At 65.2% G+C, this 23,189-nt stretch carries 22 protein-coding genes; 13 read left to right on the top strand and 9 right to left on the bottom strand.

The annotated features are described in order from the left end of the window. A complete protein-coding gene (locus VB672_RS16845) occupies positions 1 to 984 on the top strand; it encodes a TRAP transporter substrate-binding protein (protein ID WP_329785357.1) in 984 nt (327 codons plus the stop codon). 118 nt (positions 985 to 1,102) lie between these two features. On the opposite strand, the gene VB672_RS16840 is transcribed toward VB672_RS16845, so the two are convergent. Then, the gene (locus VB672_RS16840) at positions 1,103 to 1,525 is read right to left on the bottom strand and encodes an OsmC family protein (protein WP_329785356.1); all 423 of its coding nucleotides are present in this window, start codon (positions 1,523 to 1,525) and stop codon (positions 1,103 to 1,105) included. 89 nt (positions 1,526 to 1,614) lie between these two features. On the opposite strand from VB672_RS16840, the gene VB672_RS16835 reads away from it, so the two are divergent. The 5 genes from VB672_RS16835 (at position 1,615) to VB672_RS16820 (ending at position 5,620) form a co-directional block, all read left to right on the top strand. Beyond that, positions 1,615 to 2,259, top strand: coding sequence for a DUF1345 domain-containing protein (locus VB672_RS16835; RefSeq protein ID WP_329785355.1), 645 nt, complete (start codon positions 1,615 to 1,617; stop codon positions 2,257 to 2,259). Positions 2,260 to 2,468: 209 nt separating this feature from the next. Beyond that, positions 2,469 to 3,710: a glycosyltransferase family 2 protein gene (locus VB672_RS16830; protein WP_329785523.1), complete on the top strand. Its 1,242-nt coding sequence runs from the start codon at positions 2,469 to 2,471 to the stop codon at positions 3,708 to 3,710. Between the two features lie 11 nt (positions 3,711 to 3,721). After that, positions 3,722 to 4,792: an HlyD family secretion protein gene (locus VB672_RS16825; RefSeq protein WP_329785354.1), complete on the top strand. Its 1,071-nt coding sequence runs from the start codon at positions 3,722 to 3,724 to the stop codon at positions 4,790 to 4,792. Beyond that, on the top strand, positions 4,789 to 5,067 hold the full coding sequence (locus VB672_RS22645) for a hypothetical protein (RefSeq protein ID WP_442932087.1): 279 nt from the start codon (positions 4,789 to 4,791) through the stop codon (positions 5,065 to 5,067). The genes VB672_RS16825 and VB672_RS22645 overlap by 4 nt, the downstream gene beginning before the upstream one ends. Further along, positions 4,949 to 5,620, top strand: a complete 672-nt coding sequence (locus VB672_RS16820; protein WP_329785353.1) for a GNAT family N-acetyltransferase — start codon at positions 4,949 to 4,951, stop codon at positions 5,618 to 5,620. Before VB672_RS22645 ends, VB672_RS16820 begins: the two co-directional genes overlap by 119 nt. On the opposite strand, the gene VB672_RS16815 is transcribed toward VB672_RS16820, so the two are convergent. From VB672_RS16815 to VB672_RS16805, 3 genes are all read right to left on the bottom strand, one after another. Further along, positions 5,617 to 6,162 carry a regulatory protein RecX gene (locus VB672_RS16815; RefSeq protein WP_329785352.1) on the bottom strand — a complete coding sequence of 182 codons (546 nt, stop codon included), beginning with the start codon at positions 6,160 to 6,162 and terminating at the stop codon, positions 5,617 to 5,619. The two genes, VB672_RS16820 and VB672_RS16815, sit on opposite strands and share 4 nt — an antisense overlap. Further along, a complete protein-coding gene (locus VB672_RS16810) occupies positions 6,159 to 6,911 on the bottom strand; it encodes a phosphatase PAP2 family protein (RefSeq protein ID WP_329785351.1) in 753 nt (250 codons plus the stop codon). The genes VB672_RS16815 and VB672_RS16810 overlap by 4 nt, the downstream gene beginning before the upstream one ends. An 87-nt stretch (positions 6,912 to 6,998) precedes the next feature. After that, complete coding sequence (locus tag VB672_RS16805; RefSeq protein ID WP_329785350.1) at positions 6,999 to 8,192, bottom strand: winged helix-turn-helix domain-containing protein; 1,194 nt, start codon at positions 8,190 to 8,192, stop codon at positions 6,999 to 7,001. A gap of 197 nt (positions 8,193 to 8,389) precedes the next feature. On the opposite strand from VB672_RS16805, the gene VB672_RS16800 reads away from it, so the two are divergent. After that, positions 8,390 to 9,892 carry an MDR family MFS transporter gene (locus tag VB672_RS16800; protein ID WP_329785349.1) on the top strand — a complete coding sequence of 501 codons (1,503 nt, stop codon included), beginning with the start codon at positions 8,390 to 8,392 and terminating at the stop codon, positions 9,890 to 9,892. 3 nt (positions 9,893 to 9,895) lie between these two features. On the opposite strand, the gene VB672_RS16795 is transcribed toward VB672_RS16800, so the two are convergent. From VB672_RS16795 to VB672_RS16775, 5 genes are all read right to left on the bottom strand, one after another. Further along, positions 9,896 to 11,068, bottom strand: coding sequence for an ABC transporter permease (locus VB672_RS16795; protein ID WP_329785348.1), 1,173 nt, complete (start codon positions 11,066 to 11,068; stop codon positions 9,896 to 9,898). Continuing rightward, complete coding sequence (locus VB672_RS16790; protein ID WP_329785347.1) at positions 11,065 to 12,027, bottom strand: ABC transporter ATP-binding protein; 963 nt, start codon at positions 12,025 to 12,027, stop codon at positions 11,065 to 11,067. Before VB672_RS16790 ends, VB672_RS16795 begins: the two co-directional genes overlap by 4 nt. After that, the gene (locus VB672_RS16785) at positions 12,024 to 13,004 is read right to left on the bottom strand and encodes an HlyD family secretion protein (protein ID WP_329785346.1); all 981 of its coding nucleotides are present in this window, start codon (positions 13,002 to 13,004) and stop codon (positions 12,024 to 12,026) included. Before VB672_RS16785 ends, VB672_RS16790 begins: the two co-directional genes overlap by 4 nt. Next, positions 13,001 to 13,648, bottom strand: coding sequence for a TetR/AcrR family transcriptional regulator (locus VB672_RS16780; RefSeq protein ID WP_329785345.1), 648 nt, complete (start codon positions 13,646 to 13,648; stop codon positions 13,001 to 13,003). Before VB672_RS16780 ends, VB672_RS16785 begins: the two co-directional genes overlap by 4 nt. 179 nt (positions 13,649 to 13,827) lie before the next feature. Beyond that, complete coding sequence (locus VB672_RS16775) at positions 13,828 to 14,079, bottom strand: hypothetical protein (protein WP_329785344.1); 252 nt, start codon at positions 14,077 to 14,079, stop codon at positions 13,828 to 13,830. A gap of 201 nt (positions 14,080 to 14,280) precedes the next feature. On the opposite strand from VB672_RS16775, the gene VB672_RS16770 reads away from it, so the two are divergent. The 6 genes from VB672_RS16770 to VB672_RS16745 all read left to right on the top strand — a co-directional run bounded on the left by VB672_RS16770 (position 14,281) and on the right by VB672_RS16745 (position 23,172). Further along, the gene (locus tag VB672_RS16770) at positions 14,281 to 15,825 is read left to right on the top strand and encodes an ATP-binding protein (RefSeq protein ID WP_329785343.1); all 1,545 of its coding nucleotides are present in this window, start codon (positions 14,281 to 14,283) and stop codon (positions 15,823 to 15,825) included. 100 nt (positions 15,826 to 15,925) lie between these two features. Beyond that, positions 15,926 to 17,779 (top strand): ABC transporter ATP-binding protein, encoded by a 1,854-nt coding sequence (locus VB672_RS16765; protein WP_329785342.1) that lies wholly within the window; start codon positions 15,926 to 15,928, stop codon positions 17,777 to 17,779. 152 nt (positions 17,780 to 17,931) lie between these two features. Continuing rightward, positions 17,932 to 19,368 carry a M20 family metallopeptidase gene (locus VB672_RS16760; protein ID WP_329785341.1) on the top strand — a complete coding sequence of 479 codons (1,437 nt, stop codon included), beginning with the start codon at positions 17,932 to 17,934 and terminating at the stop codon, positions 19,366 to 19,368. A gap of 144 nt (positions 19,369 to 19,512) precedes the next feature. Beyond that, complete coding sequence (locus VB672_RS16755) at positions 19,513 to 20,451, top strand: ring-cleaving dioxygenase (protein ID WP_329785340.1); 939 nt, start codon at positions 19,513 to 19,515, stop codon at positions 20,449 to 20,451. Positions 20,452 to 20,746: 295 nt separating this feature from the next. Next, a complete protein-coding gene (locus VB672_RS16750; RefSeq protein ID WP_329785522.1) occupies positions 20,747 to 21,205 on the top strand; it encodes a molybdopterin-dependent oxidoreductase in 459 nt (152 codons plus the stop codon). Positions 21,206 to 21,237: 32 nt separating this feature from the next. Beyond that, positions 21,238 to 23,172 carry a putative bifunctional diguanylate cyclase/phosphodiesterase gene (locus VB672_RS16745; protein WP_329785339.1) on the top strand — a complete coding sequence of 645 codons (1,935 nt, stop codon included), beginning with the start codon at positions 21,238 to 21,240 and terminating at the stop codon, positions 23,170 to 23,172. The last annotated feature ends 17 nt before the right edge of the window (positions 23,173 to 23,189 follow it).

Raw genomic sequence — 23,189 nt, 5'->3', positions numbered from 1 at the left:
ATGAAACCCATGACACGCTTCAGCCTGAGCCTCGCCGGCGCGCTGCTGATGGCAGCCCCCGCCATGGCCCAGACCAAGTGGAACCTGCCCGCCGCCTATCCGCCGGACAACTTCCACACCGAGAACCTGAACGCCTTCGCCAAGGATGTGGCGGACGCGACCGGCGGCAAGCTGCAGATCACGGTTCACGGCAACGCCTCGCTCTTCAAGGCGCCGGAGATCAAGCGCGCGGTGCAGACCGGCCAGGCGCAGGCCGGCGAGGTGCTGATGTCGCTGCACGAGAACGAGGATCCGGTCTACGGCCTCGACGTGGTGCCCTTCCTGGCCACCTCCTTCGATCAGGCGAAGAAGCTCTGGGACGTGCAGAAGCCGGCGGTCGAGAAGAAGCTCGCGAGCCAGGGCCTGATGCTGCTCTTTGCGGTGCCGTGGCCGCCTCAAGGGATCTTCGCCAAGAAGGACATCAACACCGTCGAGGATCTCAAAGGGGTGAAGTGGCGCTCCTACAATCCCGGCACCGCCCGCATCGCGGAACTCGTGGGCGCGCAGCCGGTCACCGTCCAGGCGGCGGACCTGCCGCAGGCGCTCGCCACGGGCGTGGTCAACACTTTCATGACCTCCGGCGCCACCGGCTACGACTCGAAGGTCTGGGAATCGCTCACCCACTTCTACGACACGCAGGCCTGGATCCCGAAGAACCTGACCTTCGTCAACAAGGCGGCCTTCGACGCCCTCGACAAGCCGACCCAGGAGGCCATCCTGAAGGCCGCCAGGACGGCCGAGGAGCGCGGCTGGAAGACGGCTCAGGAAAAGACCAAGTGGTATGTCGACCAGATGACCGCGAAGGGCATGAAGATCCAGCCGCCGAGCCCGGAGCTCAAGGCGGGCCTGCAGAAGGTCGGCGAGCAGCTGACGCAGGACTGGCTGAAGAAGGCCGGCGCGGACGGACAGGCCATCATCGACAGCTACAAGAAAGCCGCGATGTAAAGGGCTTCACATCCCTCACGCGTCATGGCCGGGACAAGCCCGGCCATCTCGTTCCTGAGGAACGCTGCGCCTCTCGATCGTCATCACCGGCACGAGGCCGGTGATGACGGCTGAACACTCAAGCCAGCGTGAAATCCATGGTGATTTCGGCGTTCAGCACCTTGGAGACCGGGCAGTTCTTCTCCGCCGCGCGGGCGAGTTCCTCGAATTTCGCGCGGTCGATGCCCGGCACGTTGGCGTTGAGCGTCAGGGCCGACTTCTTGATCGTAAAGCCGCTGCCCTCCTGTTCGAGGGAAACGACCGCCTCGGTGGCAAGCTCGGTCGGGGTGAAGCCGGCGCCCTGGAGCTGGAAGGCGAGCGCCATGGTGAAGCAGCCCGCATGGGCGGCGGCGATCAGCTCCTCCGGATTCGTGCCCTTCTCGTTCTCGAAGCGGGTCTTGAAGGAATAAGGCGTCGAGGACAGCACGCCGGAATCCGACGTGAGATGGCCGCTGCCATCCTTGCCCGTACCCTGCCAAACGGCTCTTGCCTTGCGGTTCATCGTGGTCTCCTTTGCGGCTAGGCTTGGTGATCTAGAACAGGAGGCTCTAGCCTCCAGAGGCACTATCTCTTTCGAATTGCAGGATTGTGATGTCGATTCCCTTGCAGGCCCGCCTGCGTCCGCGGCTTCTCGGCTCCGCCCTTGCCACGCTCCTGGTCTTTGCCGTCCTGCCATCGTCCTGGCCGGTGAATTCCCGGATGCTCGTCGCCTGGGACATCGGCGTGGCCTGCTACCTTCTCCTCGCCTGGACCATGGCCCTGCGCTCCTCCACAGCCCAAATGCAGGAGCGCGCGGCGCAGGAGGATGAGAGTGCGGTGGTCGTGCTCGCGCTGACGCTGGCGGCCTCCGTCGCGAGCCTTGCCGCCATCGCAGTGGAACTGACCAACATCCAGGCCAACCGACCCGATCAGCAAGGTTTCCACCTGACCATCGCCGGCCTCACCATTCTCTGCTCGTGGTTTTTCGTGCACACGATCTACGCCATTCATTACGCTCATGAATATTACGGCGACAAAGGCGAGCGGCAGGGCCTCAGCTTTCCCGGCAAGGGTCAGCCCGACTACTGGGATTTCCTGTATTTCTCGTTCAATCTCGGCGCGGCGGCACAGACCTCCGATGTGGTGATCGTGTCCAAGCGCATGCGCCGCCTGGCGCTTGCCCACACGATCCTGTCCTTCCTCTTCAACACCACGATCCTGGCGCTGGCGGTGAATGTCGGCGCAGGGCTGCTGTAGCAATCTGCGATCTCCTCCCAGGCCACAGGAGCCCATGCGTCACTGTTTCAGGCGCATAAGAAATGTTATTTCGGAACTTTTCCGGCCGGTTCAGGATTGTGCAAGAGCCCGGCTGGAGCCGGAACAGGTGACAACCCTGCACAGGACGTCAATGAAGCACCGCCGGCACGATATCATCCTTCGACAGCGGGGCGTGTCCCTTGCCTGAAATGCTGGCGCTCCTCAGGCATGCGGATTGGGCTCTACTCGCCATTTCGGTGTTCGTTCTCGACATCCCCCGGTACACGATCTCGCTCATGGCGCTCGTGCCGATGCGATGGCCCTCGAAACCGGCGATCGTAGAGGCAACGGGAGGCATTACGATCAGCGTCATCCTCCCGGCCTTCAACGGCGGTCCCGGCCTCCTGCACTCCATCGCCTCGCTCCACCGGCAGACCTTCAGGCCTCTGGAAATCATCGTGGTGGACGACGGATCGACCGACGACACGCTGGCGACGGCCCATGAAGCGCAGGCGGCGGGGCTGATCGACATGGTCATCCATCACGGCACCCGCTGCGGGCGCAGCCCGGCGGTCAATGCGGGCGCACGTTTCGCGCGCGGCGATCTGGTGCTCGCCATGGATCCGGACACCGTCTTCGAACCGACCGCGCTCGCCCGCCTCGCCGCCGCCTTCCGCGATCCGCGCGTTGCGGCCGCCTGCTGCAATCTGGGCGTCAGCAACGAAGGCGCTTCGCTCAGCACGGCCCTTCAGGGGCTCGAATATCTGATGTCGATCAGCGCGGGCAAAACCTTCCTCGACATCATCGGGGCGATCTCCTGCTGCTCGGGGGCATGCTCGGTCTACCGGCGCGACATTTTCCTGGCGCGGGGCGGGCTCGACCCCGGTCCGGGGGAGGATCTCGAGATGACCCTGCGCCTGCGCCGTCTCGGCTATCGGGTGCGCTTCGTGCCCGACGCCTGGGCGAGCACGGTGGTTCCCGACAACGCGGTGAGTCTGATCCGTCAGCGCCAGCGCTGGGACCGCGATGCCCTGCGGATCCGCCTCGTCGAATACCGGGAGGGCGAGATCGTCCGGCCTGAGCGACTGTCCGACACGCTGCAGCGCCTGGACTTCATCGTCTTCGACTTGGTCCCGACCCTGACGTTTCCGTTCTATCTCGTTTATTGCACGCTTATCTTCGGTCCGCAGACGCTGCTGTTCCTGGCCGCACTCTATGTGTTACTGCTCGGACTGGCCCTGTTCAACATCGCGCTGGCGAGCCTCCTGTTCGGACGGTCGCCGGGCTTCTTCAGCCTGGCGGCTGCTCTGGTCTTTCCGCTCTACCAGGGCCTCGCGATGAAGGTCATGCGCTTCATCGCCTATACGTCGGAAATCCTGTTCTGCGCCTCGCGCACCGACGACTACGTTCCGCCACGCATCCGGCGCGCCCTGACCGGTCAGCGGACCTGAAGGGTCGCGCCATGAACATCCAGCTCCGCCGACTCGATCCCCATATGCCCGATCCCGTCGAAAGCCGCCGCTCCGCGTCGGGGCGCATCGTGCGTTTCGTCTATGCGCTCGGCGTCACCGGCGTGGTCGCCTTCTTCGTCTTCCGCTTCAGCACACCCCTCGTCTTCCTGAGCGGCCCAGGAATCGTCTCGGCCCCGCGCGAGATCGTCTCGCTGCCTTACATCGTGCAGGTGCAGCGCATGGACGCGAGGCCCGGTGCGAGGATCGAGGCGGGCATGCCCATCGCCCTCGTCCGCTCGCCGCAGGTCAGCGAAACCCTGTCGAACTTCATGCGTGCGCTCGCCGACCTGACGGGCCGCGAGGCGGAGTTGCGCGTCAAGGCGCGCATGGCCCGCGATTCCGTCGAGGCTGCGCGCTCGCGCCTGCGTGTTGCCGACGAGAATGTGCGCCGCCTCGAAGCGGTGCCGAACAGGGGGAGCGCGAGCCTCGCCTATCGCACGGAGATTTACCGCGAGCGGGCCCTGGCGGTCCAGAACGTCGTGGCCTTGGAGGCGGAATCGGACGAGGCCGCCACGCAGCTTCAGCGCCTTGCCGAAACGCGCCGGCAGATCCAGAGCCAATATGAGCGGACCGAACGGGATTTCGACGGCGGACGGGTGCTCTCGCCGGTGGACGGCATCGTGGCGACGCATCTCGCCCGCACGGGGGAAACCGTGGTGGCCGGCTCGTCCATCGCCGAGATCTTCCAGGCCGGAGACGTCCATATCGACTGGTACATCCCGGATTTCCGGCTCGTCGACCCTCAGCCGGGCTATCGGGTCGTCGTCGGGCTCGGCCGGTCCAGAGTGCTCGGAACCATCGTCGAGATTCTCCCCATCTCCGACACCTTCGAGGGCCGCCGCAGCTCGATCCTGCGCGAGCCGCAAAGAGGCCAGGTGGCGCGTGTCCGCCTCGATCCGGGCGTGCAGCCCCCGGCGCTCAATGCCACGGTCCACGTTTATATGTACTATTCCGATATCGCCGGTCGCGTTGCCGAGGCGTTCGTGCGCATCTTCGATCTCGACGGTGAGGATCGGCGATGAGACCTCGCGCCGTGCGCATCACATGCCCTTCTTGTCAGGCCGGCGATGCTGCGGTCTCCTCGATAGTCCATCACCTGATCTGCGCCTATGTAGGGCCGGATTACGATTTCGAGGCCATCGAAGGGTATCGCTGCCCGAAATGCCTTCGGGCCTTGCATGATCACGACCGGTATGCAGAGATCGTCGGAGAAAGTGCGCGCTGCCGCCGATGCGGAGCAGAGTTCGTCCTGCCCGGCGGGTCGGTCGAGGCGCAAGAAGGGTCTCTACGCGACTGAACCGATGCTCACCGTTCCCTCAGCTTCCCCCTCCGTCCCGATCGTCGAAACCGAGCGCCTCGTCCTGCGCGGCCACCGGGCCGGCGATCTGGCCGATTGTCTCGCCCTCTGGGGCGACCCGGAGGTGACACGGTTCATCGGCGGCAAGCCGTCCACGCAGGAAGAGGTCTGGTCCCGACTGGTGCGCTATGTCGGACATTGGGCGCTGTTGGGCTTCGGCTACTGGGTCGTGGCTGAGAAGGAGAGCGGCCGTTTCCTAGGCGAGGTCGGTTTCGCGGATTTCAGGCGCGTGATCGAACCATCCCTTGACGGCGTTCCGGAGATCGGCTGGGTGATTGCACCCCACGGTCACGGCAGGGGCTATGCAACGGAGGCCGCGCGCGCGGCCATTGCCTGGGGCGAAAAGCATTTCGGCCCTGTCCGCACCGCCTGCATCATCGCACCGGAGAACGAGCCGTCGATTCGCGTGGCGGAGAAGTGCGGCTACCGGGAATTTTCCCGCACCACCTACAAGGACAAGCCGACGATCATGTTCGTGCGGGAACGCGCCTAAACCTCGTCCTCCGTGCTCTCCTGGTCGATGACGTTCCGGGCCACGTCGAAGCGGAAGCCGGCCCGCGCCATGGCGGCGAGATCCTTGTCGCGGTAAGGCGCCCGCTCGCCGGGCCGGAACGGCCCGAGCTTGCGGCGGCGGGCGAAGGCCCGGGCGGCGGCCTGCTCCTCGTCGCCGTCCTCGCCTTCCAGGGCTTCCGCGATGGTGCTGCGGTCCACGCCCTTGGCGGACAATTTCGCCTGGATCGCGCGGGCGGAGCCGCCCCGCCGGCGCAGGGTCGCGACGCGGGCCTGCGCATAGCGGGTGTCGTCGATGAGACCGCTCCTGAGGCTCTTCGCCACCACCTCGTCGATCAACTCGTGAAACTCGGCCGGGTCTTCGCCTCGCAGCCGGCAGCGCTTGTCGACCTTGCGCCGGAGCACGCGGCGCAGGTTCTCGGCCGAGGAGGCATAGCGCTCAAGATAGGCGAGCGCCGCCCGCTGCAGATAGGCGGGCGTCACCTTGCGCGGCGGCTTGCGGATCGGTTTGGTGTCGTCCGTCATTCCGGCTTGGCATCGATTGGGGGCGAGGTCTCGCCCGGCTTCTCCACCTGGCCGCGCCGCTGCAGCTGCAGAGCTACGAACCAGCACAGGGATGCCCAGGCGGCACCGACGGCCCATCCGGCCAGAACGTCGCTCGGCCAGTGCACGCCGAGATAGACGCGGCTCAATCCGACCAGCAGGGTCGTCAGGATGGCGAGCCCCATGATGAAGGCGCTGACGCGCCGGCTCCTCTCCACGCGGGCGAGGAGGGCACCGAGCGTCAAGTAGGTGATGGCCGACATCATGGCATGGCCGCTCGGGAAGCTCGCTGTGTAGACTCTCGTGGCATGGGGCACGAGATCCGGCCGGGGCCGCTCGAACCCGAGCTTGAGCCCCGTGGACAGGAGCGTGCCTCCGACGATGGCGACCAGCACCAGGAGGGCGGCGCCGCGCTTTCCCGCCATGAGCAGATAGGTGATCGTCGCCAGGGTGAGAAGCGTCAGGATCGCGTAGCCGCCGAGGCCGGTGAAGTCCCTGGCCGATTCCTCCAGCCAGGAGGGACCGAGGGGATTGGCCGGGTTCTGCGGATCGCGCAGCGCCAGCAGGAGCCGGCTGTCGAGGGCATGGGTGTCGCCCTCCACCACGTCATCGGCCAGCTCCATGAAAGCCCAGGCGAAAAACCCGCAGGCGGAGACGGACAGAAGCGGGCCGATCTCATTGAGCCGCAGGCGAAACCACAGACGCGTGGCAGGGGTGAGAAGCGTGTTCATGACCTCCTGAGATAGGAAAGTTTGAGCCATATGGCGAGGGGAGGGTCAGTTGTCGCCATCATCACCGGCCTCGTGCCGGTGATCCACTCACACCTCTAGCTTCTTCTGCCACGCCTTCGAGGCGGTGATGCTGCCGAGATTGAGCCACTCGGCCATCAGGCGCAGTTCGTCTCCGAGCGGCGGCGCGATCTCCTCCGGCAGCACCCCGGCCTCCGGGTGGATCGAGTGCACGATGAGATTGCCGGCCGCCCGGTCCGCCTTGAGGTCCACGCGGGCGACGATCCTTTCGCCAAGCACGAAGGGCAGGCAGTAATAGCCGAATTCCCGCTTCTCGGCCGGGGTGTAGATCTCGATCCGGTATCGGAAGTCGAACAGGCGCTCCGTGCGCGTGCGTTCCCAGACGATGGGGTCGAAGGGCGATACCAGAGCCCTCGCCTCAACCCGGCGCGGCAGTTTGGCCTGGGGGTCGAGATAGACCGGCCCGTTCCAGCCCTCGACCGTGACGGGAAGGAGATCGCCGGCCTCGATCAGTTCGGGAATGCGGGCCTTCGCGTCCTGTGGCTCCAGGCGGAAATAATCGCGCAGGCAGCGCTCGGAGGCGATCCCCAGCGACCGGATGGATAGCCTCAGGAGTTCGCGCTGCGCCTCGTCCTCGGACGGGGTCGGCGCGTCGAGGATCTCGGCGGGCAGCACCCGCTCCGGCAGGTCGTAGATGCGCTCGAATCCCCGCCGCGTGGCGGTGGTGACCAGGCCTGCCCAGAACAGCCATTCCAGCGCTCGCTTGCCGTCGCTCCAGCCCCACCAGGAGCCCTGGCCCTTGCCGCCGATCGACAACTCGCCTGCCCCGATCGGGCCGCGGCTTGCGATCTCGCGGCGGACCTCCTCGATGAAACTGCGGTTCTCGGAGCCGAACCGGGCGAGCCCGCCATAGATGCCCTCACCCCGCCTCGCGCGCTCCATGCGCCAGCGGAAGAAGGGCTGCAGGTCGAGCCGGATCAGCGAGGCCTCGTGGCCCCAATATTCGAAGGCCTCGCGCTTTCGGCGACGATAAGCGGTCGTCTCGAGAAGGCCTCGGTCATAGGCGCCGATCCGCGAGAAGAGCGGCATGTAATGGGCACGCACCAGCACGTTGACCGAATCGATCTGGAGCAGGTGCGAACGCTGCAGCACGCGGCTCACATGGCGCTTGGTCGCGGCCGTGGGACGGCCTTCGTGAAACCCTTGAGCGGCGAGCGCGATGCGCCGGGCCTGGGCGCGGGAGAAATGGGTGCGGGGTGCCATGGCGCGAACAATACAGGAACGTCATCGGCCAACGCTAGAGCCGGGCGTGCCGTCAGGGGACGGAAAGGGTCGGAACCTGTGGATGGCTCCTGGGCTTTAGTCTGTCTTCCGCCCGAACGCATATCTGCCCTGCAACCGAAGACCGGCAAAACCTTGCGGTTTCCCCTAGATGGGCTCTCCGGAACGCGATGGACACGATGGATCAGTCACCGAACGACACCCTGCGGGAACACCCGGCACCCGCCCTGAGCCACGCCGAAATCCGCACGATCATTCTGGGCGTCCTGCTGGCCATGTTCCTGGCGGCTCTGGACCAGACCATCATCGCGACAGCGCTCCCGACCATCGGCCACGACCTCGGCGACCTAGAGCACCTGCCCTGGATCGTGACGGTCTATCTCCTGACCTCCACGGCCGTAACCCCGCTCTACGGCAAGTTCAGCGATTCCTATGGCCGGCGCGTCACGATGCTGATCGGCATCGTGATCTTCATCATCGGCTCCATCGCCTGCGCACTCGCGCCCACGATGGTCGTCCTCATCCTCGCCCGCGCCCTGCAGGGCATCGGCGGCGGCGGATTGATCGCGCTGGCGCAGACCATCATCGCCGACATCGTCTCGCCCCGGGAACGCGGCCGCTATCAGGTCTATTTCGCCAGCGTGTTCATGACATCGAGCCTGCTCGGACCGGTGCTGGGCGGCTTCTTCGCCGAGCATCTCCACTGGTCGGTGATCTTCTGGATCAATCTGCCGCTGGGACTGGTCGCTTTCGCCGTCGCCTTCCAGAGCCTGAAGAAGCTCCCCCGGTTCGAGCGGCCGCACAAGCTCGACCTCCTGGGCGCGCTTCTTCTCGTGGCGGCGACCGTCGCGCTTCTGCTGGCCTTGAGCTGGGGTGGTCTGCGCTACCCCTGGGCCTCCCTGCCGATTCTGGGGCTCTTTTCCGCCTCGCTCGTGCTCTGGGGTCTGTTCGCCCTCCGCATGCGCCTTGCGCCCGAGCCGCTGATCCCGCCGGGCGTGCTGCACAATCCGGTGGTGCGCATGGGCGTCCTCGCCGCCTGTTTCGGCATGGGCACCTATATCGGCCTCACCATCTATCTGCCGGTCTATTTCGAGGCCGTGCGCGGCCTCTCGGCGAGCCAGTCGGGCCTCGCCCTGATTCCCCTGATGGCCGGCACGGTCGTGGGCGCGACGCTCTCCGGCCGCACCATGGCGAAGGTGAAGCACTACAAGCGGCTTCCCACCGCGGGCCTTCTCGTCGCCATGGCCACCACAGGAATCCTCGCAGCCTACGGACCTTCGCTGTCGATCGTCACCGTCGAGATCATTCTGGCCATCGTCAGCATCGGGCTCGGCACGGTGCTGCCGGTCACCATGGTGACGACCCAGAACGCGGTGACGCCGCACCAGATGGGAACCGCGACGGGCTCGGCCAATTTCTTCCGCTCGCTGGGCGGCGCCTTCATCGTGGCGATCTTCGGAGCCATCGTGCTCAGCGGGTCGGGCCTGAGCGGGGCCGCAAGCTTCGAATCCTTGAGCGCGGTCGCCGCCCGGAGCGGAGTCGATCTGGCAGATGTGTTCCGCTACGTGTTCATCGCGGCCATCGTCGGGTTCGGACTTTCGCTCGCCTTTCTTCTCGCCCTCGAGGAGCGGCCCTTGCGCGGCAGCGCCGTCAAGGCCGCGGAGGCGGCGGTCGCCGATTGACGCTCAGTCGAGCGTCTGGCGGAAGCGCGCCACCGCGACGCCCATGGCGAACAGGGTGAAGGCGGCGAGCGCCAGCACGTCGGTCTGCAGATCCGTGAAGGTTGCACCCTTGAGCATGATCCCGCGCACGATTCGCAAGTAATGGGTGAGCGGCAGGATCTCGCCGATCGCCTGCGCCCAGCCCGGCATGCCCTTGAACGGAAACATGAAGCCGGACAGGAGGATGTTGGGCAGGAAGAAGAAGAACGACATCTGCATCGCTTGAAGCTGGTTCTGGGCGACGGTCGAGAAGGTGTAGCCGATGGACAGATTGGCCAGGATGAAGAGCAGCGTCAGGCCGATGAGAAGCCAGAGGCTCCCGATCACCGGGATGCCGAACAGGAGGCGTGCCGCGACGAGGATGATGGTCATCTGCACGCCTCCGACCAGCAGATAGGGGGCGATCTTGCCGAGCATGATCTCGACCGGGCGGATCGGCATGGCGAGCAGGCTCTCCATCGTGCCGCGCTCGATCTCCCGGGTCACGGACAGGGCCGTGAAGATCAGCATGGTGAGCGTCAGGATCAGCCCCATGAGGCCCGGCACGATGTTGAGGCGGGTCTCGCCTGCCGGATTGTAGCGCTGATGCACCCGCAGTTCATAGGGAAGCGGCTGCGGCGCGAGGTTGGCGGCCGGGCCTGTGAGCTCGCGGGAAAAGACCTGCATCGAGAGACCCTGCAGGGCCGCGATGGCACTGCCGGTCGCCGTCGGGTCGGCGGCATCGGCCACCACGAGGAGCGCCGGCCGCTCGCCACGCATGAGGTCACGCCCGAAATGCGCCGGGATCTGCACGCCGAACAAGACTTTGCCGGACAGGATCAGGCGGTCGAGATCCTCCTCGCTCGTGGCCGAGATGGATATGTCGAAATAATCGGTGGCGCGCATCGCCGCCATGAAGGACCGGGCGAAGGCGCTGTCGTCCTGCACGAGAACAGCCGTGGGCAGATGCCGCGGGCTGGTGTTGATCGCATAGCCGAACAGGGTGAGCTGCAGGAGCGGGATCAGGATCATCATGGCGAAGGTGATGCGGTCGCGCCGCAGCTGGATCAGTTCCTTGATGAAGGCGGCGCGCAGGCGCATCAGCGAAGCCTTGAAGCCCCGCGTGCGCCGATCGACGTCGCTGATCCCGGCACTCATCCGAAATTGTCCTTCGACCGGCTCATCAGATCGATGAACACGTCCTCGAGGGTGGCTTCGCCTGGCGCCCAATGCTGCGGTCCATGCGCGCGCATGTCCCTCGTCGCGGAATCGAGCCTCGCGCCGTCGCGCCCGCTCACATGCAACGCCATGCCGAAGGGCGCGACCATGTCGACGCCGTCGAGGGACTTGAGACGCTCGGCGAGGTCCGCGAGGTCCGGTCCGGTGACGGTGTAGGTCGCCAGATGGGCGTTGGCGATCACCTCGGCGACGGTGCCTCTCGTGAGCAGCTCGCCGTAGGCGATGTAGGCGATCTCGTGGCAGCGCTCGGCCTCGTCCATGTAATGCGTCGAGACGAGCACGGTCATGCCTTCGTGGGCAAGCGCATGAATCTCGTCCCAGAAATCCCGGCGCGCCTTCGGATCGACGCCGGCCGTCGGTTCGTCGAGGAGGAGGAGCTGCGGCTCGGACAGGATGCAGGCTCCGAGCGCGAGGCGCTGCTTCCAGCCGCCCGACAACTCGCCCGCGAGCTGCTCGGCGCGGTTCTCGAGCCCGAGCCGCCGGATGGCTTCGCGCGCGGCCTTGCGCGGATCGGCGAGGTTGTAGACCCGGGCGACGAATTCGAGGTTCTCGCGGATCGAGAGATCTGCATAGAGCGAGAACTTCTGCGTCATGTAGCCCACATGGCGCTTGATCTCGGCCGATCGGGTCAGGATGTCGTAACCGAGACAGGTGCCGTGCCCGCTGTCCGGCGTCAGGAGCCCGCACAACATGCGAATGGTCGTGGTCTTGCCGCTGCCGTTGGGTCCGAGAAAGCCGTAGATCAGCCCGCGACGGACCTGCATGGAGAGGTTCTTCACGACGGCTCTTCCGCCGAAGGATTTCGTCAGCCCCTCGACGTCGATGACGATCTCGGGCTCCGCCGTAACGGGATGGGAAGGCGCGACATCCAGGGTCATGATCGCGGTTCCGCAGGCGTGACGGTGACCGGCAGGCCGATGGGCAGCTCGGTTCCGTCGAGCGGACGCGCCTCGACACGGAACACGAGCTTCGCGCGTTCCTGCTCGCTGAAGATCACCGGGGGCGTGAACTCGGCCTCGTTGGAAATGAAGCTGATGCGGGCCTGGAGCCCCTCCTTGCAGCTGTCGCAAGAGAGGCCGACATTCTGTCCGAGCGCGATGGTGGCGAGCAGGGGCTCGGGTACATAGAAGCGGATGCGACGGTTGGCGGGCGGCAGGAGCGCCAGCACCGGCTGGCCTGCATTCACCGTCTCTCCCTCACGAAAATAGACATCCTGGACCTGAGCCTCGGACGGCGCCTTCACCTGGCGCTTGGCGAGGCGGGTCTCCGCCTGCATCAGGGCCGCCTCGTTGGCCTGCACGGCGGCTTCCGCCGCGCCGATCTCGCCTGAGCGTCCGGCGATCTGCCCGGCCTGGATCTGCCGCTGCACCTCGGCGAGGGCGGCCTTGTCCCGCTCGAAGGCGGTTCTTGCCTGATCATACTGCGCCTTTGCGGCGATGCCGCGCTCGAACAGGGTTCTCTGCCGGTCGAGTTCGGCCTGGGACAGGCCGAGCTGCGCCTGCGCGCGCTCCTCCTGCGCTTCGAGAACGGCGATCTCCTCGGGCCGCTGAAGGGCGGCCCGAACATTGGCGAGCTGCGCGCGCGCCTGCTGCAGCTTGGCCTCGGCCTCGTTGCGCTGCGCGGATTGCACGGAAGCGTCGAGCCTGAAGAGCGGTTTGCCCTCGCTCACGCGATCGCCGGAATCGACCGTCAATTCCTCGATGCGTCCGCCCTCCTCGGGAGCCATGAAGATGAGATAGCCTTCGACATAGCCCTGGAAGCGCGTGGTGGCATCCGGGCGCGGCCAGAAGAACCAGGCGGCCGTTCCTCCCGCGAGAAGCAACACGGCGAAGACGATGAGCCGCACGGTCTTCATGACGGATGCCCTTTCAGCGCCTTCATCAGAAGCGTCAGATGCGCTTCCAGCATCGCCTCGATGTCGATGGGGTCGAAGCGCTGGAAGAGGCTGGTCCAGAGCAGGGCGACGAGCGCGGGCGCAATCGCCAGCTGCGGAAACCGCGCGATCTCGTCCGAGCGGAACTCGCCGCGGGCGACGCCCCGCTCGGCGATGCTGCGCAGGATCCGCAAGCCTCTGACGATCACCTCGCGGTGATAGACCTCCGCCAGTTCGGGAAAGCGGCTTGCCTCCATCAGAAGGAGGCGGACGATGTCGCGGCGGCGCGTGCCGAGGATCTCCGTCCTCAGGAAGTAGAACAGCGCCCTGAGCTGATCCTCGGCCGAGGCAGAGGGATCCGGAACCTTCTGCTCGATGGCGCCGACCGGGCCGCCGATGCCGGATTGCACCAGCGCCTCGAACAGCGCCTGCTTCGAGGGCACGTAGAGGTAGAGCGTTCCCTTGGCCACGCCTGCTCGGGCTGCCACGTCGTCGAGGCGGGCATCAGCGAACCCCTTCTCCAGGAAGATGTCGAGGGCGGAGTCCAGGATCGTCTGGAGCTTGGCCTGACGCTCGTCCTCGCTCCTGGCCGGGGCTCGCCGTTTTGTCCTCTGTCGTGCCGTCACGACATCCTCATCGTTTAATGACTGACCGGACAGTCATTATAACGAGAATCGATTCTGATGTCGAATCGGATCTCGGTTGAGCCGTTCCATCGGTGAAGCTGCTCTACCGGTGATCTCTCAGCCTTGGACCGTGCCTGGGCCAGTCGCCGAGAGCGCGTTTCAGCCGCCCGTCTGGCTCCTCAGCGGCGGCGCTGGCGAACCAGGGTCCAGACGAATGCGATGGCCAGAATCAGCAGCAGGACGCTGCCGACCGTCGCGAAAACCGTCTCGGCACGGGAGGCTCCGGCCGGAGGAAGCATCAGCCCTTTCGGGTCTTCTTGGATGATGGAACGATCGGCGGCAGCCTCAAAGATCCTCAGGCGGCTTCCCTCTTCTCCGAAGACAGCCGGAACGGCATCAGGGACTCGACTGACGGAAAGCTCGACGGGCACCGATCCTCTCCTGTATCGAGGTCCGCGGACGTCCAGCAAGTCAATCGTCCGGGGGCGGACATGTTTCGCAAAACCTGCGGCGTCGTGGCTGGGGACAGCGCATTTCGCCTGTGGAGGACTGACACCGACCCGGCACTTCCTTAAGCCTTGCCGTGTTAGGACCGAGCCGGAAGTTTTTTGAGGACCGCAAGAGGGAGGCTGATGAAGGTCGGCATCGACATGGGAGTGGCATCCTCCGCCCCAGGAGGACAATCGGCACTGCTCGATCTGGAAGAGCTCCTGGCGACGCGTCTGCTCGTCCAGGGCAATTCCGGCTCCGGCAAGTCGCATCTCCTGCGCCGCCTTCTCGAACAGAGCGCCGCGCTGGTGCAGCAGGCCATCATCGATCCGGAGGGCGATTTCGTCACGCTGGCCGACAAGTTCGGGCATGTGGTCGTGGATGCGTCCCGCAGCGAGGGCGACCTTCAGCGCATTGCCGCCCGCGTTCGCCAGCACCGGGTGTCCGTGGTGCTGAGCCTGGAGGGCCTCGATGCCGAGGCGCAGATGCGCTGCGCGGCGGCCTTCCTCGGCGGCCTCTTCGACGCGGAGCGCGATTACTGGTATCCGATGCTCGTGGTGGTGGACGAGGCGCAGCTCTTCGCGCCTGCCGCCGCCGGCGACGTGTCGGACGAGGCCAGAAAGGTATCGCTGGGGGCCATGACCAACCTCATGTGCCGCGGCCGCAAGCGCGGGCTTGCCGGCATCATCGCCACGCAGCGCCTCGCTAAGCTCGCCAAGAACGTGGCGGCGGAAGCCTCCAACTTCCTCATGGGCCGCACCTTCCTCGACATCGACATGGCCCGCGCGGCCGACCTGCTCGGCATGGAGCGCCGCCAGGCCGAGATGTTCCGCGACTTGGAACGCGGCCATTTCGTGGCCCTCGGTCCCGCCCTGTCGCGGCGGCCGCTGCCGATCCGCATCGGTGCGGTCGAAACCTCGACCCGCAGCGGCACCTTCAAGCTCATGCCGCTCCCCGGGCAGCCGAAGGAAGAAGCCCGCGACCTCATCTTCAAGGCCGGCGAGGATGAGCTGGCCGCTCGTCCGGTTATGCCCCGGCGGGCGCCCCCGCCGCCTCCGGCCCCCTCCACCAACGATCTCCTGGCCCAGCTCGCCCGCACCCGGCCCGCCGCCGCACCGGAGGCGCAGCCGCAGGAGACCGAGCAGTCCAAGGCCGAGCGCGAAGCGGCGCTCGACGCGATCCTGCGCGAAATTCTCGACGATCCCGAAGCGGCCTTTCGCTCGGTCGCCGTCCTGTATCAGGATTTCCTCGTCCGCTGCCGCATCCGCCGCGTCTCCGGCGAGCCGTTGAACCTCAACGCCTTCCGCCGCCGTCTAGCCGTCGCCCGCGCTGGCGTTGATACGGCCACCGCGGACGGCACCGAATGGGACCGCGCGGTCGCCTTCGCGGCGGATCTCGCGGAGGACATCCAGGGCATCTACCTGCTCATCGCCCGCGCGGCCATGGAAGGCTCGCCCTGTCCGCCGGACGGCGAGATCGCCCGCGCCTGCGGCAGCCGCTCGCCGGGCCGCGCCCGACGCCTCATCGCCTATATGGAAAGCCGCAACATCGTCGTGACCCGCAATGACCCGCGGGGACTTCGCATCATCGCGCTGCCCGATCTCGGCTGGGAAACCGGCCCCGGCGACCCGAACGCCTTCGAGGAGCTGCAGGCGCCCGAGACGCGGGATCTGTTTGCGGTGGGATAAGACTTCAACTTCGCGCGATTGCCACCCCAAAGCCAAAGAGTGTTGCATCATTGCGCCCCTTCGTCCGTTTGATTCGGATCGGAGGCGACGAGAGGCGCTGATGTTCCGCTACTTCGAAACCCGCATCGATTTCAGGAAGAAGCCGCCGGAGGCGTCGCCGCCGGACAATCTCTGGGGTTTCTACTGGCACTTCATCGCCCAGGCGAAGGGCCTGTTCATCGCGCTATTTGCGCTCGGATTCGTGCTCGCCGTCGTCGAGGCGCTGATCCCCTGGCTGATCGGCCGTCTCGTCAACGCTCTGTCGCAGACGTCCCCCGAAGGCATCTTCAGCGAAGCTGGTCCGTTGCTGATCGCCATGGGGGCGATCATCCTCCTGGTACGGCCCGTTGGGACGATCCTGTTCCGGCTCCTCGTCAACCATTCCCTGGCGGTGTCCTTCACCACCATGGTGCACTGGCAGAACTACTGGCACGTGGTGCGCCAGCCCTTAGGGTTCTTCCAGGAGGACTTCGCGGGACGCATCGCCAACCGGGTGCTGCAGACCGGCCGCCCCTTGCGCGAGACGGTGCTGTCCGTGGCCCGCGCCGTCTGGCAGATCCTGATCTTCGGGGCCGCCTCCATCGGCCTCCTCGGCACGCAGGACTGGCGCCTCGCGCTGCCGATGACCGGATGGTTCATTCTCTATTCCACCCTGCTTGCCGTGTCCCTGCCGCGCATCCAGAAGCGGTCGCGCGCATCGAGCGAGGCGCGCTCGGCCGTCACCGGCAAGGTGGTGGACAGCTTCACCAACATCATGACGGTGAAATTGTTCGGACGGCGCAAGGACGAGGACGAATACATCAGCGAAGGCTACAGCCGGCTGAACGATTCCTTCATGAGCCAGCAGCGCATCAACACGCTCTACGTGGCCGGCCTCACCTTTCTGAATGCGATCTTCCTGGTATCGACCGGCGCCGTGGCGGTGTGGCTCTTCAGTGCGAACCGGATCGATGCCGGCACCATGACCACCGCCCTGCTGCTCTCCACCCAGATCGTCTCCATGTCCGGCTGGGTGGCCTTCGAGGTCATGGGCATCTTCGAGAACGTGGGCACGGTGCAGGAGGGCATGAAGACGATCTCGCGCCCGCTCACCATGCAGGACAAGCCGACGGCCCGACCCTTGACCGTGACGCGCGGCGAGATCCGTTTCGATCATGTCGGCTTCTCCTACGGCGACGGCGACAAGGTCATCGAGGGCCTGAACCTCACCATCCGCCCCGGCGAGAAGATCGGCCTCGTCGGTCGCTCCGGCGTCGGCAAGACGACTCTCGTCAACCTGCTCCTGCGCTTCTTCGTCCCGCAGGAGGGCCGCATTCTGATCGACGGTCAGGACATCGCCGATGCGCAGGAGGAAAGTCTGCGCGCGCAGATCTCGGTGGTGACGCAGGACACGTCCCTGCTGCATCGTTCGATCCGGGAAAATATCCTCTACGGGCGCCCCGAGGCGAGCGAGGACGCAATGCGCGAGGCCGCCGGTCAGGCCCATGCGGTCGAGTTCATCGAACGTCTCGTCGACGGACGCGGACGGCGCGGCTTCGATGCCCATGTCGGGGAGCGCGGGGTCAAGCTCTCCGGCGGCCAGCGGCAGCGCATCGCCATCGCCCGCGTGATCCTCAAGGACGCGCCGATCCTGATCCTGGACGAGGCGACCTCGGCCCTGGACTCGGAGGTGGAGGCCGCCATCCAGGAATCGCTCGCCACCCTCATGGAAGGCAAGACGGTCATCGCCATCGCGCACCGCCTCTCGACCCTGCAGCTCATGGACCGGCTCATCGTGATGGACGACGCCCGGATCGTCGAGGAGGGCACTCACGCGGAGCTTCTGGAGAACGGCGGCCTTTATGCCGGCCTCTGGTCGCGCCAGTCCGGCGGGTTTCTCGCGCCGCGCCGTGGCGTGCCGGACGAGGCGGTTTGAACGCACGGCCACACGTCTCTCCTATCTCAAAGATACGAGGCCGCGGGACCATGCGATTTTGTCTCGCCTGCAATGCGGCGTTTCGCTCTTTCCCGCAAACCCGATCGCAAATAGGGTTTGCGCACTCCTCCTGATTGAGACATCATAACGTTATGTACAACGACCGCCTGAGCCTTGATGCCGTCGCCCGCTGTGTTGACGCCAAGGCCGAAGAATACTGCGCGCTGAGCGACCGCATCTGGTCTTCTCCCGAACTCGCTTTCGAGGAGCATCGCGCCGTCGCCGAGCAGGTCGCCATGCTGGAGCGCGAGGGTTTCCGCATCACGAAGAATGCAGGCGGTATGGCGACCGCCTTCATCGCGGAGTTCGGACAAGGTGGTCCTGTTGTCGGAATCCTCGGCGAGTTCGATGCCTTGCCCGATCTCGCGCAGGAATCCGGCCGTCTTGAACATGCCCCGACCGTGTCGGGCACGCCCGGCCACGGCTGCGGCCACAACCTGCTCGGGGCAGGATCCGCCCTGGCGGCCGTCGCCCTCAAGGATGCCCTTGAGGCGGAAGGCATCGCCGGCACCGTGCGCTATTACGGCTGCCCGGCGGAGGAGAGTGGCTCGGGCAAGACTTTCATGGCCCGCGCAGGCCTGTTCCACGATCTCGATGCGGCCTTCTGTTGGCATCCGAGCGTCGTGAACGAGGTGCAGACCACGTCGTCGCTGGCCTGCATCCAGGCTTACTTTCGCTTCAAGGGGCGGGCCGCGCACGCGGCGGCAGCACCCCATGTGGGCCGGTCCGCGCTCGATGCGGTGGAGCTGATGAATGTGGGCGTGAACTACATGCGGGAGCACATGCCCTCCGATGCGCGCGTGCATTATGCCACCACCAATACCGGTGGTGACGCGCCGAATGTGGTGCAGGCCTTTGCGGAATCGCTCTATCTGGTGCGCTCGCCGCACCTGCCCGATGCGGAGCGGCTGTTCGAGCGCGTGAAGAGGATCGCGGAGGGTGCGGCCCTGATGACGGAGACCTCCGTATCCGTGCAGATCACGGATGCCACGTCGAACGTGGTGCCCAACAAGGCACTGCAGGAGGCCATGTACGAGAACATGCGCCGTCTCGGGCCGCCGGCCTTCGACGACACCGACTACGCTTTCGCCGAGAAGCTGCAGAAGGCGGCTCTGACGAACGAGGAGATTCTGGCAAGCGTCAAGCCGCATGATCTCTCGCTCAGAACCAAGGTGCTGCATGACGGCGTGCTCCCCATGCCGCTCCGCGAGGAGGTCATGATGGGCACCACCGACGTGGGCGACGTGAGCTGGATCGTGCCGACGGTTCAGTGCCACACGGCCTGCTTTGCCATCGGAACCCCGTTCCACACCTGGCAGCTCGTCACGCAGGGCAACCTGCCTGCCGCCCACAAGGGCATGGTGCTGGCCGCCAAGGCCATGGCGGCGACGGCTGCCGATTGCCTGCGCAATCCTGACCTCGTCATGCGGGCGAAGGCGGAGCTGAAGGAGCGCACCGGCGATCGGGATTATCGCTGCCCGATCCCGGAGAACGTCACGCCGGACGACCTGCGGGCCAAAGCCGCCTGATTTCGGTCTATCCCGATTCTGCAAACACTCCGGCTTGGCGCCGGTGTGTTCTTGCAATTCGGCAAGGCCGCCTTGGCATCCCACAGGCTCGAAAGGCCACCGCCACGGGTCTATCTTCATCGCAACTTCGATGGAGAAAACACCATGCAACTGACGGGCATTCATCATTTGACGGCCGTCACCGCGGACGCGCCCCGCAACCACGCTTTCTACACCCAATCCCTCGGGATGCGCCTCGTGAAGAAGACGGTGAACCAGGACGACGTGAGCGCCTATCATCTGTTCTATGCGGACGGAAAGGCCTCGCCGGGCACGGACATCACCTTCTTCGACTGGCCGGTGGAGCGGGAGCGGCGCGGCACGCACAGCATTTCGCAGACCGCCCTGCGCGTGAACGGCGAAAAGGCGCTGCACTGGTGGAAGGATCGTTTCGCGAGCCTCGACATCCGCAGCGAGTCGATCGTGGAGCGCGACGGACGGCTCACCCTCGATTTCGAGGATTTCGAGGGCCAGCGCCTCAGCCTCGTCGACGATGGCGGACAAGGCGAGGTCCATCCGTGGGAGCGGAGCCCTGTGCCGGTCGAGTACCAGATCCGGGGCCTTGGCCCGATCCGGATCAGCGTGCCGAAGCTCGAACGTACCGCTCGCGTGTTGACGGAGGCCATGGACATGCGTGCCGCCCGTGAGTATCGCGTCGGCGATACGCCGGTCCATGTGTTCGAGATGGGTGAGGGTGGTCCGGCGGCGGAGCTGCATGTTGCGGTCGAGCCCGGCCTTCCTCCGGCCCGACCCGGGGCCGGCGGCGTGCACCACGTGGCCTTCCGGACACCCAACGAGCAGTCCTATCAGGAATGCTGGGAGCGGCTGCAATCCTTGCGGGCACCCTCCAGCGGGCCGGTCGATCGCTACTACTTCCAGAGCCTCTACTTCCGCGAGCCGAACGGAATTCTGTTCGAGATTGCCACGGACGGTCCGGGCTTCGCCACGGACGAGCCCATGGACAAGCTCGGTGAGCGCCTGGCCCTCCCGCCTTTCCTGGAGCCGCGCCGGGCGCAGATCGAGGCAGGCCTCAAGCCTCTTTAGCCCGTCCTTGGCTGAAGTCGAAAAGGACCGCAATCCTAGAACCGCCTCGCACCCTCATGCGAGGCGGTTTTTCTTTGCAAGTTCAATCGATGATCTGATGCCGCTACGCTAAAATAACCATTACAAAATAACACTGGCCGATTCGCCGCTTTTACTTCTGAGGCAGAGTTGTGTAACACTTTGATCAATTTTATGTGCTTCTATCGCTTAGATTAATTGTCCGTAGGGGATCTATATGCTTGGCAACAAGACGAGAACGGGCCTGCTAGGAACGTTTGTCGCGTTCCTGGGAATCATGGGTGTGGCTTATGCCGCCTCGCTGGCTGCCCCCAAGGAGCGGCCGATCCTCACGATTTCGGGCAAGATCGGCGTGACCAACAAGGACAACACGGCGCAGTTCGATCGCGCGATGCTGGAATCCCTTGGTCTCGTTTCCATCGAGACGACGACGCCCTGGTACGAAGGCAAGGTCAAGTTCGAGGGCGTATCCCTCGACAAGCTGATGAAGCAGGTGGAAGCGAAGGGAGAGCGCGTTTCGGTCGTTGCGCTCAACGATTACGCCACCGAGATCCCGATGGCGGACTTTGCCAAGTTCAACGTCATTCTCGCGCTCAAGCGCGACGGCGAATATATGCCCGTCCGGGACAAAGGTCCGCTCTTCATCGTTTATCCCTATGACAGCAATCCGGAGCTCAAGAGCCAGACCTACTATGCCCGCTCGGCTTGGCAGGTTGCCAAGATCGAAGTGAAGTAGCCGCCGTCGGCAGGCCTCGGAGGCCCCAGCACTTGTCACTGCGCACCTTCAAAACGGTCATTGCAATCGTCATTGGCGGTTTTCTGATTGCCGGCATCTACATCTCGGTGCTGGTCGTTCAACGCCAGGGTGCGTTGCAGCAGATCTCGGTGTACAACCCGGCCTGGGAGGCCGGGCAAGCGGCTTCCGAGTTCATCCGCCTCGAACAACGCCTAGCCGAGTTTGGAACGCCGGGAAGCAACATCGACAAGGACGAGGTCGATCTGCGCTTCGACATCCTGCTCGGCAGGGCGCAGATGCTGAACGAGGGGAGCTTTCAGGATCTCCTGCAGCGCAATCCCGAGCATCACGCCACTCTTCGGGAATTCCAGGAGACGCTTACCGCAGCCCAGCCTTTGATCGCGCAGATCGAGCGAAATCCGGCGGCAGCCCGGGAGGCCTTGGAACTCCTGCGTCCCCTGGAAGGCAGGCTCGCACAGCTCGCGTCCGTGGCTCATAATCATGGAGCCGCGCTCGTCCAGAAGGATCAGCAGGAACTGATCAGGCTGCATTGGGCCTTCTCCGGCATCGCGGCAAGCCTGATCCTCGTCGGCGTCGTCCTGATCTTTTTGCTCGACAAGCATAATCGGCTGCTGGCACGGGCGCATGAGGAACTGCACGTCCTGGCGCATCAGGACTCGCTCACGGGGCTGCCCAACCGGGTGGTGCTCCGCAGCGAGCTCGAGCATGCCCTGACACGCTTGAGACCGAACGGACGCACGGTCTCCGTTTCCTATCTGGATCTGGATCATTTCAAGGATGTGAACGATTCCTTCGGGCACGAGACGGGCGACGAACTGCTCAAGGCCGTAGCCGATCGCCTGCGTGCCTGCATTCCCGCCAGCGAAGGCCAAGTGCGCAATTTGATTTCACGGTTCGGGGGCGACGAGTTTGCCATCCTCCAGACCGGAATCCGCCGGGCTGAGGAAAGCGCTGCCCTCGCGACGCGCATCGTCGAGGCTCTGCGCGCGCCCTTCAGCGTGAATGGGCAGGAACTCTTCATCGGCACGAGCATCGGCATCGCCCTGGCTCAGAGGAACATGACCTCGAGCCAGATCCTAAAGCATGCGGACATGGCGCTCTACCACGCCAAGGCCGACGGGCGGGGCACGTTCCGATTCTTCCAACCGGACATGGACGAGCAGCTTCAGGCTCGCCGTGCTCTGGAGGTCGATCTGCGCAAGGCCATGACCAACGGCGAGTTCGAGCTGTTCTACCAGCCGCAGATCAACATCCAGAAGAACGAGATCGGGGGCTTCGAGGCGCTCCTGCGCTGGCATCACCCCGAACGCGGTCTCGTGCCGCCGGCCGAGTTCATCCCGGTGATCGAGGATACCGGCCTCATCTCGCCCCTGGGCGATTGGATCATCGAGCAGGCCTGCAAGGAAGCCGCTACCTGGCCCCACGACGTCCATGTCGCGGTCAATCTCTCGCCGATACAGTTCCGGAACAGGGGTCTCGTGCAGAGCGTCAGCCGGGCTCTGGCGGCATCGGGCCTTGCTCCGAACCGGCTGGAGCTTGAGATCACCGAGTCGGTGCTGCTCCAGGACAACGAGATGACCGTCTCCACGCTGCATCAGCTGCGCCGGCTCGGCGTGCGCATCGCGATGGACGATTTCGGCACCGGCTACTCCTCTCTGAGCTATCTGCGCAGTTTTCCGTTCGACAAGATCAAGATCGACCAGTCCTTCGTACGGGAGATGTCCCAGCGGGCGGATTGCCTCGCGATCGTGCAGTCCGTCGCCAACCTGGGCGCCAGCCTGGGCATGCCTACTGTGGCCGAAGGCATCGAGACGGAGGATCAGCTGCGGCAGGTCCAGGCCGCCGGGTGCACCGATGCGCAGGGCTATTATTTCGGACGTCCGAAGCCGGCGCGAGAATTGGTTCACACTCTGGATGCTCTCAAGCACAAGGTCAGAGTAGCCTAGGAGCCGATGGATCGAGG

It is taken from the genome of Microvirga sp. CF3016 (genome assembly GCF_036314085.1).
Taxonomy (GTDB): Bacteria; Pseudomonadota; Alphaproteobacteria; order Rhizobiales; family Beijerinckiaceae; genus Microvirga.
This window is presented reverse-complemented; position numbering and strand designations above follow the sequence as displayed.

Coding starts and splice junctions, on each gene's coding strand:
- VB672_RS16830 (WP_329785523.1), top strand. CDS start 2,469: ATGCTGGCGCTCCTCAGGCATGCGGATTGGGCTCTACTCGCCATTTCG.
- VB672_RS16785 (WP_329785346.1), bottom strand. CDS start 13,004: ATGAAGACCGTGCGGCTCATCGTCTTCGCCGTGTTGCTTCTCGCGGGA.
- VB672_RS16755 (WP_329785340.1), top strand. CDS start 19,513: ATGCAACTGACGGGCATTCATCATTTGACGGCCGTCACCGCGGACGCG.
- VB672_RS16835 (WP_329785355.1), top strand. CDS start 1,615: ATGTCGATTCCCTTGCAGGCCCGCCTGCGTCCGCGGCTTCTCGGCTCC.
- VB672_RS16790 (WP_329785347.1), bottom strand. CDS start 12,027: ATGACCCTGGATGTCGCGCCTTCCCATCCCGTTACGGCGGAGCCCGAG.
- VB672_RS16795 (WP_329785348.1), bottom strand. CDS start 11,068: ATGAGTGCCGGGATCAGCGACGTCGATCGGCGCACGCGGGGCTTCAAG.
- VB672_RS16765 (WP_329785342.1), top strand. CDS start 15,926: ATGTTCCGCTACTTCGAAACCCGCATCGATTTCAGGAAGAAGCCGCCG.
- VB672_RS16845 (WP_329785357.1), top strand. CDS start 1: ATGAAACCCATGACACGCTTCAGCCTGAGCCTCGCCGGCGCGCTGCTG.
- VB672_RS16820 (WP_329785353.1), top strand. CDS start 4,949: ATGATCACGACCGGTATGCAGAGATCGTCGGAGAAAGTGCGCGCTGCC.
- VB672_RS16840 (WP_329785356.1), bottom strand. CDS start 1,525: ATGAACCGCAAGGCAAGAGCCGTTTGGCAGGGTACGGGCAAGGATGGC.
- VB672_RS16825 (WP_329785354.1), top strand. CDS start 3,722: ATGAACATCCAGCTCCGCCGACTCGATCCCCATATGCCCGATCCCGTC.
- VB672_RS22645 (WP_442932087.1), top strand. CDS start 4,789: ATGAGACCTCGCGCCGTGCGCATCACATGCCCTTCTTGTCAGGCCGGC.
- VB672_RS16750 (WP_329785522.1), top strand. CDS start 20,747: ATGGGTGTGGCTTATGCCGCCTCGCTGGCTGCCCCCAAGGAGCGGCCG.
- VB672_RS16815 (WP_329785352.1), bottom strand. CDS start 6,162: ATGACGGACGACACCAAACCGATCCGCAAGCCGCCGCGCAAGGTGACG.
- VB672_RS16760 (WP_329785341.1), top strand. CDS start 17,932: ATGTACAACGACCGCCTGAGCCTTGATGCCGTCGCCCGCTGTGTTGAC.
- VB672_RS16770 (WP_329785343.1), top strand. CDS start 14,281: ATGAAGGTCGGCATCGACATGGGAGTGGCATCCTCCGCCCCAGGAGGA.
- VB672_RS16805 (WP_329785350.1), bottom strand. CDS start 8,192: ATGGCACCCCGCACCCATTTCTCCCGCGCCCAGGCCCGGCGCATCGCG.
- VB672_RS16800 (WP_329785349.1), top strand. CDS start 8,390: ATGGATCAGTCACCGAACGACACCCTGCGGGAACACCCGGCACCCGCC.
- VB672_RS16810 (WP_329785351.1), bottom strand. CDS start 6,911: ATGAACACGCTTCTCACCCCTGCCACGCGTCTGTGGTTTCGCCTGCGG.